The organism is Cupriavidus sp. KK10 (assembly GCF_018223725.1).
GTDB lineage: Bacteria > Pseudomonadota > Gammaproteobacteria > Burkholderiales > Burkholderiaceae > Cupriavidus > Cupriavidus necator.
Map to the genome: position 1 here is coordinate 3,793,603 of NZ_CP073677.1, position 15,468 is coordinate 3,809,070.

Genomic DNA, 15,468 nt, shown 5'->3' on the forward strand with positions numbered 1-15,468 from the left:
GAACTGGCTGCGGGCACGCACCCGCGCGCGACGTCGGTATCACGAGCTGGACAGACTGCGGAGTTGCTCATCGGGCGCGGCAAGGTAGTCCGCACCTGCCTGGAGCTGATCGCGGATACGCCGCCGCACAGTCTCCTTTTCACGCATCAACTCCAGGCGCGGCGCCTGCGGCGACTGGCCGGAGTATTGGTAGTAGAGCGTCTTGTAGGTCAGCTGGCTCAGGATCCATTCCTGCAGCAGCGTGCGCTGGCGTGCCAGTTCGCCCTCGAGCAGGCGATGGCGGCGCAACAGGTTGGCCACGGCCGCGCGCGCGCTGTCGCTGAGTTCGCTGTCTTCGGCAAGCAGGGCGGCCACGTCGGCCGTCGCGCCCTCTTGGACTGCCCGCTTGCTGGGCGCTTCGCCTGTGGCTTCCCCCACGGCAGCCCAGGCATGATGGATGGATCGGATGGAGCGGTTATTAGTCTCCCTAACAGGCCCGATGGCGGGTCGCCGGATCTCTCCTGCGGTCATGATAATCCCCGTTGAACAACATCCCCCGGCACTACACGTCTGCGGTTACCACTTGTCAGTCTTTGAGCTAGTTTTTTGTCTGCGTGGCGCGCGTGTTTCCCGCACGCTCCCGGATGGTGGCTATGCCGCCTTGTTGACGGTCTGGTCCGAAATGTCCCCCGACTGGCGAACGGCGCTCAAGCGCTCTCGGTTGGCTCCGACATCCTGCCGCATGCACCGGAGTCAAGAAGGGGCGCCTTGCCGCGCCCCTCTTTGCCACGTCTATAGTTCAGTGCATTTGGGGCACTTTGTCCAGCCCCGCGTGGGTGGCTTACAGCCAATCTCATACTTTGGTATGAGGCCGCGCGCACACTACCCGCTGGCCTGCGAATACACACTTTTCCGGCACATTCCCGGCGGCCAACGTTAGCACATATGCTACGCAGAAACGGGTACGCTTTCACACCCCCGAACGGGTGATAACGGCCCCGTCTCCGCGGGGAATGGCAAGCCGCGCCCCATGCCGCGAGGGCGTGGCGGACTGTCACGCAGAAACAGGTACGCCCGGCCTGTGGGCCCGCCTGCGCGGCACGCAGAAACGGGTACGGCTGGCGAATGCGGGACGGCGCTGCGGCACCGCCCAGCATCACGATGGCAATATCATGACAGCGGCGCACCATGAAAAAAGGCGGCCCTGGCCGCCCTTTTTTCATCCCATGCCGGCTGGCACGCTCAATGCCCTGGCAGGTAGTAGAACTTGAAGATGAACACCGCCGCGATGATCCACACCATCACGGGCACGCTGCGGGCGCGGCCAGTCAGCAGCTTGAGCGCCGCGTAGCTGATAAAGCCGAACGCAACGCCGTTGGCGACCGAGTACGTGAACGGCATGCCAAGCGCGGTCATCACCGCGGGCACGACTTCGGTGACGTCATTCCAGTCGACCTCCAGCAGCTCGCGCAACATCAGGCAGGACACATACAGCAACGCCGGCGCAGTGGCATAGGCCGGCACCGTGCCGGCCAGCGGCGCGATGAACAACGCCGCGAGAAACAGCACGGCCACCGTCACCGCCGTCAGTCCGGTGCGCCCGCCCGCCTGCACGCCGGACGCGCTTTCGATATACGCCGTGGTGGAAGACGTACCGAGGAACGAGCCCGCCATGATCGCGGTGCTGTCGGACATCAACGCCTTGTTCAGCCGGTCCATTTTCCCGGCCTTGAGCAGGCCCGCGCGGTTGGCCACGCCCATCAGCGTGCCGGTGGCGTCGAACAGTTCCACCAGGAAGAACACCAGCACCACGTTGATGATGCCGATCGACAGCGCGGCGGAGATATCGAGCTTGAACAGCGTCGGGCTGAGCGCCGGCGGCGCGGAGAACACGCCGTGGAAGGTGTTGCCGGCAAACGCAAAGCTCAGCAGCGTGGTCAGCAGGATGCCGATCAGGATCGCGCCCTTCACCCGCAGGTGGTCCAGTGCCACGATCACGAAGAAGCCGATGATCGCCAGCACCGCCGAAGGCTGGTGCAGATCGCCGATGGTCACCAGCGTGGCCGGGCTGGCGGTGACGATGCCGGCGTTCTTCAGCGCGACAATCGCCAGGAACAGGCCGATGCCCGCGGTGATCGCCACGCGGATCGAATGCGGAATGCCGTTGACGATCAACTCGCGCACGCGGAACAGCGTCACCAGCAGGAACAGGCAGCCGGAGATAAAGACCGCGCCGAGCGCCGCCTCCCACGCAAAGCCCATGCCCTTCACCACCGTATAGGCAAAGTACGCGTTCAGGCCCATGCCCGGCGCCATCGCGATCGGGTAGTTCGCGTAGAAACCCATGATCAGCGTGCCGATCGCCGCGGCCAGGCACGTGGCGACGAACACCGCGTCTTTCGGCATGCCCGCATCGCCCAGGATCGACGGGTTGACGAAGATGATGTACGCCATCGTCAGGAAGGTGGTGACGCCGGCGAGAATCTCGGTGCGCACATCGGTCTGGTGTTCGCGCAGCCTGAACAGGCGCTCGATCAGCGAAGGCGCGGCCTGGGGCTGGCCGTGCGGCGGATTGGCGGTTGACGTGCCCGGCTTGGAAGCGGGTTCCGGCATCGACATGACTGGTCTCCTGATATCGTTATCGTGTGCGCAGCGACAAGGACGGCGCGGCCGCCGGTGGCTGGCTTCGGCCTGACGCAGCCTGCGACGCCCCGCTGTGCGGCAGGCGTACTCTGGTGCAGGTCAGCCCCGCTTCGCCATGGCACAGGCGAATAAGCGATATGCAAAAGGCGTGATGATCCCACAGCGCACACCGCGGAAGCCAGCGCCGCAACCGGCGCATTCCGGGGCGTCCCCAGCTTGACGCTTGCGGCAATCCCCCGTATAAAGCCGCCTAGATTCAAGCGACGAGGCAACAGTTCATTCGTTAGCCACCGTCTGGTACTTCGGTTGTCCATGGTGTCCTTTCCTTGAGTTCCCCGTGTCGGATGACGTTTTCGTCATGCGATGTTTTTTGTCCTTTTTCTGGAAAGCAAATCATGCAAACCGGTATCGTCAAGTGGTTCAACGACGCCAAGGGCTTCGGCTTCATCAAGCCGGACGCGGGTGGTGACGACCTCTTCGCCCATTTCTCGGAAATCCGCGCCGACGGCTTCAAGTCGCTGCAGGAAAACCAGCGCGTGCAGTTCGAAGTCAAGAATGGCCCGAAGGGCCTGCAGGCCGCGAACATCACCCCGCTGTAAGCGTTGACTGCCGGCGCGCCCCGTGCGCGCCGAACAGCATAGAACCCCGCCCGATGGCGGGGTTTTTTGTTTTCAGACGCAGGTAGCGCCACTGGCGGCGCTACCTGCGCCACCTTCATCACACCCCGGCCCGCCCCGCTCCCGCCTGCCCCGATCGCCGGCCGGCGCCCCGCTCTTGCTCCCGCCCGCCGATGCGGCCGACAGCCAGCACTCCTGGCCTTGCGCGGCACGCCATCCCGCTCACCACCCTGCCTCTCGCCCCACGCAGAATCGGGTACGCCCTGCTGCGCCGCACGAAGTCCAAGGCTGCCCGTGGACGTCGCAGAAATGGGTACGGTCGGCCTGCCGGGCTAACTCGCGCTGTGCAGCGCCGTACGCAGAAACAGGTACGCCCTGCGGCGGATGTGGCCTTTCCAGAGGCCTTCTGGCACGCAGAAACGGGTACGCCTGGATTTTTCTTTCACATTTGATTCGGTCGATGGCAGCGCTTGTCTGCTCCCGCATTCCGCCGACATATCCACAAAACGGGACCGGGCCGACGACGCAGAAACGGGTACGGCGGATGCTGCAACGCACTAGCCACCTGAAGGCCTGAGGCTGCCCGCACCCAACGCAGAAACAGGTACGCCGGCGGGAGCAGGTGCACAACGTCATGGCACGCAGAAACGGGTACGCCCCCAAAGATGCGAGGCGGATGGCCACCAGGTCGCGCCGCGGCAACCATGGCATGTCTGCGCAGAAACGGGTACGGCACGCACCTTGGCGAGTTTGTCACGTATACATTGAGTGTAAGCGCTAGCTTTTTGTGCAGCGCTCATGTACAATGGAAACTGGGTGGCGATTCCGCTGGCGCAACCCCAGAAGTCTGCGCAGAAACGGGTACGCTGGGCCGAGGAAGTCCGGTGGCAGGCACGCAGAAACAGGTACGCTTCGCCGCGCACAAGACTCCCGAGGCGGGACGCAGAAATGGGTACGCCGCAGAAACAGGTACGCTGCGCCAGCACGGCGGTCGTTTTTCAGGCCAGCGCAGAAACAGGTACGGTTTCAGGCTTCGGAACGCAGAATCGGGTACGCATGGCGTGCAAAGCGCCCGGCGGCAGATCGGCAAGTGAACCTGTTTCTGCGTGGATAACCGGGCCCTGGCGGTGCTTTTCTGGGGAAGGAAGACTCAAAACACCCGTAAACTGCGTATACCCGGCGCTCGCTCGCAGAAACGGGTACGGTTTGTGGGGTAGCCGCTGTGGAAAAGGCTGTGGAACCAGCGAGTTATCCCCGCAGAAACCAGTTCGCGCCACCCGCAGATACAGGTTCGGCTCGCCGCAGATATGGGTTCGGCATTTCGCAGAATCGAGTACGCTTGTCCGCAGAATCGGGTTCGGTGGAGTTGCTTTTTCCCTTAGGAATCAAGGCCCTGAACTTCACGTATACGGTTTACAAGTAGTTAACCCGTATCGGTATCGTTTACTGGTAGTGGATGGCTGGCGAACCGTGGACAACCCTGGCGGGTTGCCCACCGTCCGCCACCATGCGACCAATCGTGAGATCCCCAACTGGCAGAAAACAGGCGAGCAGGGCAAAGGCTTTGCGTACCTGTTTCTGCGTGACAACCTTTGCGGCTTCGAGTACAAAGGCGGGTAATCTGAAGCTCGCCAATATGCCCATCAAACGCTCCCCGGCCACCACGGGGGATCGACGCGTCCTCGACCTGGACGCCGAACCCTCCCGCATCATTGTTCCCGGCAACGAGAACAACCTGGTTCCGTCCGAGAAATTCCAGCGTCTGTTCGACGAAGCGCAGGCCATGGAGCGTGAAGACGCCTGGCAAAGCGGCGAAGTCGGCTTCCTGAGCCGCGCCAGCGTTCAGGTGACGCTGCCCTACCGCGCGCCCAAGGGCGCGCCGCCGGTATGGACCCGCACCAGCGGCAATATCTCGCTGATGATCCAGCCTGGCTACTTCACGCAGCAACGCTCCGAGCGTGCCGCCAACGGCCGCCAGAAGCTGGTGTCCGAGACCGTTTCGCTGGGCTACCCCTATGGCTCCTATCCGCGGCTGATGCTGGCCTGGATCGGCAAGGAGATCATGGCGAAGAAAAAGCGCGGCGAATTCACCGGCACGGTAGAGGACCGGCGCATTTCGCTGGGCAATTCGCTGTCCGAGTTCATGTACAACCTCGGTATTCCGATGGCCACCGGCGGCAAGCGCGGCACCATGACGCTGGTGCGACAGCAGATGATCCGCCTGTTCTCGGCCACCATTGCCATCGTGCAGAACAAGTCGACGCCGAGCCAGAACCAGAACCCCAACCACGAGCCGCTGTCGATCGACCGGGTGGGCTACCTGCTGGCCGACCAACTGTCGACCTGGTGGGACCCGATGCAGCCCGGCCAGGGGTCCATGTTCGAGAGCTTCGTGGTGCTGTCCGAGCCGTTCTTCAACGAGCTGGTCAACCGTCCGGTGCCGGTGGACATGCGCGCCCTGAAAGCGCTGAAGCAGTCGCCGTTCGCGCTGGACGTGTATTCGTGGCTGACCTATCGCTTCTTTACGATCCAGCGCCGCACGGAAATCCCGTGGGAAGCACTGCAGATGCAGTTCGGCACCGAGACCGAAAGCGAGCGCAAGTTCCGCGCGCTGTTCCGCAAAGCCCTGAAGGATGTGCTGGTGGTGTACCCCGGTGCCAAGGTCGATGCGGATTCGTCCAAGGCGCTGATCCTGCAGCCCTCCCGGACCAGCGTACGCAAGCTGGGCTGATCTCCTGACTACCGGCCCGGGCCGCGCCCGCCATTGCGCGCGCTCTCGGGACGGCAGCAGCGGAAGGCCTCCACCATGCCCGCCCCCTGAATGCAGAAAAGGCAAGCATTGAACGCTTGCCTTTTTTGGTTTGCCCGCCGCGGACGGGTCCGCAACGGGCGGGTCAGCCGAGGCTGGTCAGGCCGGCTTGATTGCCGAAGCCTGCAGGCCCTTCGGACCTTGCTTGACTTCAAACGTCACGCGCTGCCCATCCTTCAGGGTCTTGAAGCCCGAGCCCTGGATTTCCGAGAAGTGCGCGAACAGGTCTGCACCACCGTCGTCCGGGGTAATGAAGCCAAAGCCCTTGGTCTCGTTGAACCACTTGACCGTACCGGTTGCCATAGGAATTTCCTTTTCGAAGCAAGTTCTTGTACACAACGCAAACAACCGTTCAAGCACGTTGAGTTCTCGTAGATACCGAACGGAAGCCGACGAGGTTGACACGACTTGACTCGACTGTAGCGCGCATCATAACCACTTTGGATTGCGGTGTCATGTGCGGCGTAATGCGCACTACAGATACTTTAGGCACATTCCGGCCTACTTTTCAAGCAATTTTACGGTCCGGCCTGATTCCGGCTGCCAAATGGCGGCCGGTGCTCCCAGTGGCGGTAACATATATTTTGTAAATTTGAAAAACGGTTGAAGCATCACCTGGTTTTGGCTACAGTTGCGCCTTAAGAATCAACCGCGCTTTCAGCGCTGAAAGAGAGGTCGCAGTGCCAGCCAAAATCATCACAGTCTTTAACCAGAAAGGCGGTTGCGGCAAGACCACGGTCAGCATGCACCTTGCCGGCACGCTCGGCCTGCGCGGCGCCCGCTCGATGCTGGTCGACATGGACGAGCAAGGCACCGCCACCCGATGGGCGGCGCAGGCCAGCGACGAGCGGCCTTTCCCGGCTTCCGTGATCGGCCTGGCGCCCTCGGGCGGCGCCATGCACCGCGAGGTCCGCAAGTTCGTCCAGGATTATGACTATATCGTCGTGGATTGCCCGCCGGCGGTGCATTCGGCAGCGCCATCGAGCGCGCTGCTGATTTCCGATCTTGCCATTATCCCGGTGGTGCCTTCGCCGCCGGATCTGTGGGCTGCGGTAGCGGCCAAGACGCTGGCGCAACACGCCCAGGTCCAGAATGAATCCTTGCTGATCCGCGTGATGGCCAATATGGTCCAGCGCCGCGTCTCGATCGCGCGCCAGGCTATTGAAATCCTTGGCGACGACGGCGACGTACCGTTGTTGAATTCGATGATTGGGTCGCGCTCGGCATTCCGGGAATGCCAGGCGATCGGCTGCACCGTGCATGGCGTTGCCGGCGCACGTGAGGCGGTGCAGGAGGTCGACATGATGGTCGACGAAATACTGTCTTTGATTGAGCACTAGGCATGGCTACCAAACTGAAGAGCCTTAAGGCTGGCATGCTGGCCGGCATGGCGGCCGAAAAGAACCGCAACGAAACGCTGGACCGCTTCGCACGCGCGGAAGCGGCCATTTCCCAGCATCCGAACGGCTTGCTGCAGGGCAGGGGAGCCGATGGCACGCCCGTTTTCAGCGCTGAAAGTCTCGGCGAAGCCGCCAAGGGCCGGCAGCTGATCAGAATCCCGCTGGCGCAACTGCACGACAATCCCCTCAACGCTCGGCGCCTCTACGATCCGGCCGTGGTGCAGGAGCGGGCGGCATCCATCGCCACGCACGGCCAGAAGACACCCGGCCTGGCCGCGCCCGACCCGGCGCGCTCCGGCCATTACATCCTGATCGACGGTCATTACCGCAAGCGAGCCCTGGCCTCCGCCGGCAAGCTCGAGATGGAATGTTTTGTCGAAGACGACCTGAGCGACCTGGACTTCTACCGGCTGTCGTTCATGCTCAACGAGCAACGCTCGGACCAGTCGGCGCTGGACAATGCGATCGCCTGGCGCCAGCTGCTGGACGAGGGCAAGGTCCAGAAGGAAGAGGAAATTTGCGAGCTGACCGGCATCTCGGCCGGCACCGTGAACAAGACGCTGGCGCTGCTGCGCCTGCCCGAGTCCGTGCTGGGCGTGATGCGCGAGCGCCCGAGCGCGATCGGCATCGCCGCGGGCTATGAGCTGACGCTCTACTGCAAGCTGGCGGGCGAGGAGCGCACGCGCGACCTGGCGGCGCGCATCATCAATGACGGCCTGTCGAGCCGCGAGGTTGAAGCCATCCGCAAGCATGCGCAGGAGGGCAAGGCGCGTAAGGTCAAGGAAATCAGCCGGCAATACAAGATCCGGACCGACAGCGGCCAGTTGCTGGGCACCATCAAGGAATGGGACTCGGGACGCGTGATGCTGGACGTGCAGCTGAGCGACCGCAGTGCCCGCGAGGCGCTGGTCGAGGCCCTGAAGGCCCGCTTCGGGCTGGACAAGACGCTGCTCTGAGCCGGACAGGCAAGTCATGATGCTGCGGCGGCAGTACTGCCGCCGCAGAGCTCAGGCGAGCAGGTCGCGCGGCGACCGCGCTCCAAACTCCGGATCACAGGTCTTGCGGTAGCGCTCAAGCATGCTGGACAGCAGGGCGTGAAGGCCGCGCACCGAGTAGCCGGCCTGGGGCAATGCCGCCAGCTTGCGCTGCGCGCGCCGGGTCGGCGGCGCGGCGGGTGGAGCGATCAGCGAGGCGTCTTCGGTGCCCGCGCCATCCCACTGGAGATTGCGGTCACGCCAATGCCGGGCCAGTGCGTGCTGCGTGGCCGGGCCAAAGCCAGGCGTTCCGTCTGGCGCAGCGCTTCCCATACCGTCTTCCCGGCTCCGCACAGGCGGCTGCTTCGGGGCCAGTGAACGCCGCGTGACCGAGGTCAGCCGGTCCAGGCTGAGCCGGTGTTCCCGCAACAGCAGGATTGCCGCATGGGCCGTCCGGTAGCGCTGGCCATCGCCGTCGCCTCCCCGGCGTTCCAGCCATGACAGGAAGGGGGCCAGGCTGGCTGCGGGAACCTGCGTGGCGTCCGGCCGCGCCGCCGCAGTTGCCGCCATTGCTTCGGTACCGTCCGAGACCTGCGCTGGCCAGAGCGCTGCGCCGGGGTACCCGTTGGCAAGCATCCAGCGGAAGAGGGCGGCCAGCACCCGCATGCTGTGCCGCACGCTTGCCGGACTAAGCGGGCCGGTGAACGGACGCCATGCGGCCAGGTGGCGCGGTGCGCGCGGTCCGCACCAGCGGCTGGCCGGTTCGGGCTGTGCCAGGAAGCCCAGGTAGGCCCGGCGGTCGTCCAGATCGAGCTGGGACAGGCCCTTGCGACGCTCCAGCGCTGCCCAGAGCAGCAAGCGTTCCGCCTCCTTGCGGTAGGCCGAAAACGTGCTGCCGCTGTCGCCGGCGGCATCGCGCAGCCAGGCCTGGACCACGTCCAGGCCCTGGCTGTACGGGCAACTGGCGTCAAGGTCCAACGCGGGCGACGCGGTCATCCATTCGAGCGGCAACGGCTGGCGCATCCCTGGCCCCAGCCCGCCTTGCTCGACCAAAGTGCGGTTGCCGATATGCGCGCCCAGCAGCGGCTTGCCGTCCGGGTCCCGGAAGGCGGCGCGGTTCTCGCTGAGCCAGCGGTTGACGGCCGCGCCGGCCAGCGCGCCAATGCGCGGGACGGCTCGCCACCAAGCGCCGCCGCGTTGGTTCGCGAGCGCGAAAAGAGTATTAAGCGTCACAATTTCGGCTTTGCGCAGGCGCCGGGCCAAAGCCGGAGCAAACCACAACTCCACGCCATGCTGGGGGCGCGGCGCCGCCGTGCCCAGCCGTTCGAGCTCGGCCAGCGCGTCCACCCGGCGGTCCATGCCGCGGTTGGAGCGGCCGGGGCCGGCCAGCAGCAGTTCGGCCAGGTCTCCCCGGCCATGCAGGTGCGCAAGCTGGACCATCCGGTCGCGCAGGGCAAGCAGGATCCGCAGTGAAGACTCGGCCCCGTCTTCGTCGTCATCGGTTTCGTCGGCCAGGTAGCGGGGCACCACCATGGCCGCCGGCATGCCCTGGACATAGGCGCGCACCGCCGCAAATTCGCTGCGGGTGAGGCTGACCGTCATCATTCCAGGAATCATGGGCACGTATGCGCTGAATGGCTAACTTCTTGATTTATAAGGCACTTGAAGCGAGCGAGAATTCATCGGCCCCAAAATGCATAGCGAAATACAATGCCGATAATTTTATGCGTGTTTTCACTGGAAAGTCATCCCCGCTGGCCTTGTGCGATCCGTATGCTGGCGTCAGGCAGTGCTCGGGGAAAACCCGCCGCAGCGCACCATCACCTTGCATTCGCCCTACGCGTTTCATATGCTGCAGGTCAGGAGTTATAAATACTTAGATCAGACTTCAGTCGCATCTAAGACTGTTTCTACATAAGCGTGTTAACACGCAAAACGGGGCGATCCGGTATCTCCACGGGAAGGACGGACCTGCAGCCAGACGGGAAGGCTGCAAGGCGGTCTGGAGCGATGGCGGATCGTATGGAACTGCAACCGCAAGATAGCGGAGCATTTCCGACAAGCAAGCGCGGATTGTCGCAGGGTCCGTACTTGCCGCAATAATAAGAGAGCGGCCATGGCCACCATCCTCTTGATCGAGCCTCACCCCCTCCTGCGCCTGGGTCTGCGCCATCTGCTGGCCCAAGCACACATTCCTGGTGACCTGATCGATATCGATCCCCTCGCCCCTGTCGATTCGGATTTGTGGCTGTACGATGCCGACCTGCTGATCTATGGTCTGCCTGCCGACCACGCCGGCGGCTGGACCATGCTGGAGGACCTGTGCCAGCGGCTACGCCCGCAGCGCGTGCTGGTCCTGAGCGATCAGGCGGCACCATCGCTGCCGGATGCGGGCTTGCCTGACCCGGTGCGCGGTTGCGTGGCCAAGAGCTGCAGCGCGGATGCGCTCGATGCGGCGGTGCGGCTGGTGCTGGCCGGCGGCGAGTGTTTCCCGGCGCGTGCCCAGGGCAGCCACGCCTGGCAACCGGAACTCGAAGCCGGCCATGCCCCGGTGGCAGGCAGCGCAGGGCAGGGCGAGGCCCGGGTTGTGGCGCTGCGCGCAGGCATCGGCGAAGCCGTGCTCGACCACGCGGTGCCCGCGCCCCAGCGCCATTTCCAGGCGCATGCGACGTACCACGAAACCCCGTCGGCCGGCGCGCACCTGCTGAACATCACCGAACGTCAGTATGAAGTGCTTGCGCTGCTGGCGCGGGGCTATCCCATCAAGACGGTCAGCCGCATGCTGAATATCTCGGTGGCCACCGCGAAGACGCATGCCTGCACGCTGTACCAGCGCCTGCACGTGCGCAACAAAGGCGAAGCCGTCTACGTTGCCCTGCAGAAGGGTGCCACGCTCAACTGGGCCGGGCCCGCCACGCCCGCCAATCCGGTGACCCGCGTGCCGGCGCCCGACCACACCTGCCAGGCTGCATGACTGGTGGCGGCGCGGGGTTCCAAGGGGGGCAGGCGCGGATCAGCGCGTGGCGCCAGAGCGCTCCGGGCCGGCCGCGCCTCATCCTTATTGCGCGCGGCTCTCGGCCAAAAGCATGAGGCAATGGCGGCGGCGGCTTGCTACCTTGTGATGAAAGGCATCTGCAGACACTTTTGCCGGCGGCCGGCGCTGCTCTGATGCCCTGCAAGGCGGGCCGCGCCGCGGCCCGGATCCCGACCGGGTGGCAAGCGCATCTGCGGCCCGGGTCCGCTGCCAGACCGAGTCAATGCCGACCTACCTCATCGCCAGCAATGAAATGATGTGCCGTGTCCTGGCGCGTCGCCTGAACGCACTGGACGTGCCGCAGCCGATCACGTGGCGCACGCCGCAGTGGCTGCATGAATCCATGAGCGCATCGACGCAGGCCTCGTCATCGGAGCCGTCGCCGGACCCGGCCGATATTGCGCTGATCGACTGCAGCGCGCTGGAGGGCGACCCGCGTGCGTTGCTGGACCAGCTGCAGGCACGCCTGGCGCCACGGCGCTGGCTGGTGCTGTCCGATCGCCTCGATGCCACGCTGATGCTGCATGCCGCGCTGCTCGGTGCCAGCGGGTGTCTCCTGCTGCCGGCTCCGCTCGAACTGGTCTGCGCAGCCACCGCGCTGGTCTGGGCCGGCGGCCAGTGCTTTCCGCGCATGGCGCTGTCACTGACGGGCGCCAACGGGACGACCGCCTCCCTCCTTTGAGCGAGCAGACCTACATCCACCGGAGGAGTGCGCATCGCACCCGATTGCCTATGCTTGATTCGCCCGGAGGCAGAAGCCAGCCCAGTTTGCAGGCAGGCCGCCCCGGGGAAGTAAGGGGGTCATATGGAGGCCGGACTGGAATTCCTCGTCGTTCGCGGCTTTGCTGTGCGCGAAGGCAGAGGCAAGTGGGCGTGCTGCTTTGAGATCAGGCTGGCTGCCAGCCTGGACGATGGGTGCCACGCGGGTGCCAATGAGGGCAGCGATGAGCCGCTGCTCTACCGCGGTGAGCTGCACGGGCGTCAGTTTGACTGCGAGCTGGCCGCCGCCGACGCGGCCCGCGCGGCCGGCGAGCGCGAAGCGCGTCTGCGTGTGGAAAGCCTGAGGGCGCTGATCATTGCTCAGCATCGGCATCGCGTGCCGCCGCCACTCGTAGCCTGAGCCTGCAGGCATCCCGCGAGCATCATGCACAGTGGCACCCGGCGGCCTCGCCGGGTGCCACTGTGCCATTCCCTTCGTGATCGCGCAGCTAGTGTCCTGTTCCGTAGATCGCTTACCAAAATGAAATCGTCCAGTTGGCCGTCAGGCTAGGCGCGAGGAGGCGCCATAGCCGTAGCCATGGCAACGACGAGCAACGACGCATGGCGGGCAACTGGGCGATTTCATGGCAAGGCATTTGCGGAACAGGACACTAGCCGGCGAGCCAAAAAAGAAGCCCGCCGACCGGGGGACCATGCGGGCTTTGAAGGCGTGCGGGCCATACTGCCCGCCCACACGTCTCCTTGACGATAACCAATCGGCTCGCCCTCCTCCATCAACCAGAAGCACCATGCGCGCATATTTGCGGCTGAGTGCCCCTGAACTGCCTGCCTGTTTGTGCGCCGTCCAACAGACTGGCCTGAACCGCGCGCGCCAAGATCGCCATTACGGCCAATGGCAGCAAGAATCTGGCTCGGGTTCAGGGGGAGACGGAAATGACTGGTGTCAGCGCTCGGCCTGCCGTATCGCACGTCAGGCACGCGCGCGGGCCCGGCATGGGCCGTCCGTACCCGCTCATGAAACGGCAGGGCAGGCGCGGAGGTCACTAGTGCACGGCGACACCAGGATGCGTGGACGGGGCGGACCGGGGTTGCGCGGCGGCAATCCGGTGTGGTCGCACGTCAACTGCCATATCGACCTTTGGATCGAACTGCTGCACGGGCTGGACCTGCCGCCGGTCGCGGCACTGGCCTGCGCGGTGCGGCAGGACTTCGAGGCCGACCACTTCACGCAGTGCCGCTTTCCGGATGCCGACCTGGAGCGGCTGTACGGCCTCACCGTGCACGCGCTGGCGTTCTACGACTCACTCGAGTCGCACGTCGCGGCACAGACCTCGCGCGGCCATATCGTCGTGATGGAGCTGGACAGCAGCCAGCTGCCGCCACCGCGCGGCGCCGGCTACCTGCGCCATTGCACGCCCACCTGCATTGCCATCGATGTGCTGATCCCGGAGGCCGGCGCGGTCGGCTACTACCACTCCGACGGCTACCACACCGCGACCGGCGAGGACTACGCCGCCATCATTCGCCTGGCACCGGGCGTGCGCAGTGCCGAGGCGCTCCCCTTCATGCATGCCGACGTGGTCCGCCGCAACGGGCACCCGCACGCTGCCGAGACGCTGCTCGAGGCCTCGCTGGCATTGCTGCGCTTTCACCTGAGCAACCGTCCGCGCGAGAACCCCGTCACCCTGTTTCGCGCGGTGTTTCCCCAGCATCTCGAGCGGCTGATGGCGCGCGGCGAGCCGGGCTTTCACCACTACGCGTCGGGCGTGCTGCGCCAGCTGGGCGCCAATTTCGAGCTGCTGGCGCGCTACCTGCGCTGGCTGGTGATGCACGGGCAGGAGGTGCCTGAGAAGGCGGCGCAAGCCTGCTACACCATGGCATCGGAGGCGATGGTGATGCAGTTCCGCCTGATGCGCGCGGTCATCAGCCGCAAGCCGGACCCTTGTGAAGACTGCCTGGACCAGCTCGAAGCCTCATACCTGGCCAGTGTGCCGTTGCTGGCCGCGCATTTCGGCGAGTTCACGCCATGAGCCGGCTGATCGAGCCTGCGGCGGGCAACCGGTGGCCTGCGTGCCGCCTCTGGCGCGCGGCACAGAACCGGTTTGATCCGGCGCCGGCGGCAACCCGGTGCATCCGCCTTTTGCACGATAGCCCGCATCTCATGCCGACAGCGGAGGGCATGCCATGTATCCAGCCTTGCGTGCCTGCCGTGGCTGACTAGCCCGGAACTGCTTCCAGCCGCGGGGCCGCCTCGCCTCGCGCGGCGGCGGCAGACATCGCAGCCGCCGCGGGCGCATGGTGCCTTTGTCAGCGCCCGCTTCACTCTCGCCTTTCCGTCCAACCTCCCGATGGATGACCGTTTCCCAGCCGTTCGCCTACTGTCGGAGCGCGCTGCCATGACGCTAAATAGAGGCACTGGCTTGCAAAGAGCGCCGCATCTGGGTCGGTGGCGCAGCCAGCCGGTTCTCGGATAGCAGTCATGCCGAGCCAGGCCGGCAGAGCATTGTTCCCGCACACGGGATTGGACAGGGGGTACGAAAATGATTACGCATCGATCGGATCTGCATGTCAATCACCTGCTCAGCGCACTGCCGCGCGGCGAGTGGGAGACGCTGGCGCAGCACTTCGAGCTGGTCCGTCTGCGCGCCGGTGAACTCCTGACTGATTCCGGCCAACGCATCGTCCACGTCTATTTCCCGACCACCGCGGTGGTGTCGCTGCTGTCGCTGCTCGAGGACGGCGCGACGGTCGAGATTGCCGCGGTCGGCAACGAAGGGCTGGTCGGCATCCCCGTGGTCACCGGCGGCGACACCATGCCAAGCCGGGTGGAGGTGCGCAGCCCCGGCATGGCCTATCGCATTCCCGCCCGCCTGCTGCGCGGCGAGCTGCCGCGCCTGCCCACGCTGCAGCGCGTGACGCTGCTGTACGTGCAGGCCATGCTTACGCAGATCGCACAGACCGCGGCCTGCAACCGCCACCACTCCCTGAACAAGCAACTGTGCCGCTGGCTGCTGCTTGCCATCGACCGGCTCAGCTCCAATGAGCTGGTGATCACCCAGCAGGTCATCGCCAACATGCTCGGCGTGCGCCGCGAAGGCGTGACCGAAGCAGCCGGCAAGCTGGAAGACCTGGGCCTGATCCACCACAGCCGCGGCCATATCACCGTGCTCGACCGCTGTGGGCTGGAGAAGCATTCTTGCGAGTGCTACAAGCTCGTCAAGCGCGAGTATGACCGCCTGCTGCCCGCGCTGGCCAGCGCCTGAGCGGCACGCTCCGGCGCGCGTGGCCTGCG

General features: G+C 65.0%; 13 protein-coding genes. 9 read left to right on the forward strand and 4 right to left on the reverse strand.

What is annotated here, in order from left to right:
- Positions 1 to 39: 39 nt before the first annotated feature.
- Entirely contained in the window at positions 40 to 510 is a 471-nt protein-coding gene (locus tag KB879_RS17775; protein WP_211979515.1) for a hypothetical protein, read from the reverse strand.
- 711 nt (positions 511 to 1,221) lie between these two features.
- Positions 1,222 to 2,598, reverse strand: a complete 1,377-nt coding sequence (locus tag KB879_RS17780; protein WP_153954305.1) for an NCS2 family permease — start codon at positions 2,596 to 2,598, stop codon at positions 1,222 to 1,224.
- Positions 2,599 to 3,017: 419 nt separating this feature from the next.
- Between KB879_RS17780 and KB879_RS17785 the strand changes: the two genes are divergently transcribed.
- Together KB879_RS17785 and KB879_RS17790 are read left to right on the forward strand one after the other, a co-directional pair.
- A complete protein-coding gene (locus KB879_RS17785) occupies positions 3,018 to 3,221 on the forward strand; it encodes a cold-shock protein (protein ID WP_010811149.1) in 204 nt (67 codons plus the stop codon).
- A 1,654-nt stretch (positions 3,222 to 4,875) separates the two neighbouring features.
- Complete coding sequence (locus tag KB879_RS17790; protein WP_013951727.1) at positions 4,876 to 5,970, forward strand: replication protein RepA; 1,095 nt, start codon at positions 4,876 to 4,878, stop codon at positions 5,968 to 5,970.
- 177 nt (positions 5,971 to 6,147) lie between these two features.
- On the opposite strand, the gene KB879_RS17795 is transcribed toward KB879_RS17790, so the two are convergent.
- The gene (locus tag KB879_RS17795; RefSeq protein ID WP_006159056.1) at positions 6,148 to 6,351 is read right to left on the reverse strand and encodes a cold-shock protein; all 204 of its coding nucleotides are present in this window, start codon (positions 6,349 to 6,351) and stop codon (positions 6,148 to 6,150) included.
- A gap of 389 nt (positions 6,352 to 6,740) precedes the next feature.
- On the opposite strand from KB879_RS17795, the gene KB879_RS17800 reads away from it, so the two are divergent.
- Together KB879_RS17800 and KB879_RS17805 are read left to right on the forward strand one after the other, a co-directional pair.
- Entirely contained in the window at positions 6,741 to 7,388 is a 648-nt protein-coding gene (locus tag KB879_RS17800) for an AAA family ATPase (protein WP_226797974.1), read from the forward strand.
- A gap of 2 nt (positions 7,389 to 7,390) precedes the next feature.
- The gene (locus KB879_RS17805; protein ID WP_013951728.1) at positions 7,391 to 8,404 is read left to right on the forward strand and encodes a ParB/RepB/Spo0J family partition protein; all 1,014 of its coding nucleotides are present in this window, start codon (positions 7,391 to 7,393) and stop codon (positions 8,402 to 8,404) included.
- Positions 8,405 to 8,455: 51 nt separating this feature from the next.
- Here KB879_RS17805 and KB879_RS17810 read toward each other — a convergent pair whose 3' ends face one another.
- Positions 8,456 to 10,039 (reverse strand): phage integrase family protein, encoded by a 1,584-nt coding sequence (locus KB879_RS17810; RefSeq protein ID WP_211979516.1) that lies wholly within the window; start codon positions 10,037 to 10,039, stop codon positions 8,456 to 8,458.
- Positions 10,040 to 10,538: 499 nt separating this feature from the next.
- Between KB879_RS17810 and KB879_RS17815 the strand changes: the two genes are divergently transcribed.
- The 5 genes from KB879_RS17815 to KB879_RS17835 all read left to right on the forward strand — a co-directional run bounded on the left by KB879_RS17815 (position 10,539) and on the right by KB879_RS17835 (position 15,439).
- Positions 10,539 to 11,396 carry a response regulator transcription factor gene (locus KB879_RS17815; RefSeq protein ID WP_013951730.1) on the forward strand — a complete coding sequence of 286 codons (858 nt, stop codon included), beginning with the start codon at positions 10,539 to 10,541 and terminating at the stop codon, positions 11,394 to 11,396.
- Positions 11,397 to 11,679: 283 nt separating this feature from the next.
- Positions 11,680 to 12,138, forward strand: coding sequence for a response regulator transcription factor (locus KB879_RS17820; protein WP_013951731.1), 459 nt, complete (start codon positions 11,680 to 11,682; stop codon positions 12,136 to 12,138).
- Between the two features lie 123 nt (positions 12,139 to 12,261).
- On the forward strand, positions 12,262 to 12,576 hold the full coding sequence (locus KB879_RS17825) for a hypothetical protein (protein ID WP_013951732.1): 315 nt from the start codon (positions 12,262 to 12,264) through the stop codon (positions 12,574 to 12,576).
- Between the two features lie 664 nt (positions 12,577 to 13,240).
- Positions 13,241 to 14,206, forward strand: coding sequence for a DUF1839 family protein (locus KB879_RS17830; protein WP_013951733.1), 966 nt, complete (start codon positions 13,241 to 13,243; stop codon positions 14,204 to 14,206).
- A gap of 510 nt (positions 14,207 to 14,716) precedes the next feature.
- Complete coding sequence (locus tag KB879_RS17835) at positions 14,717 to 15,439, forward strand: Crp/Fnr family transcriptional regulator (protein ID WP_013951734.1); 723 nt, start codon at positions 14,717 to 14,719, stop codon at positions 15,437 to 15,439.
- Positions 15,440 to 15,468 lie beyond the last annotated feature (29 nt).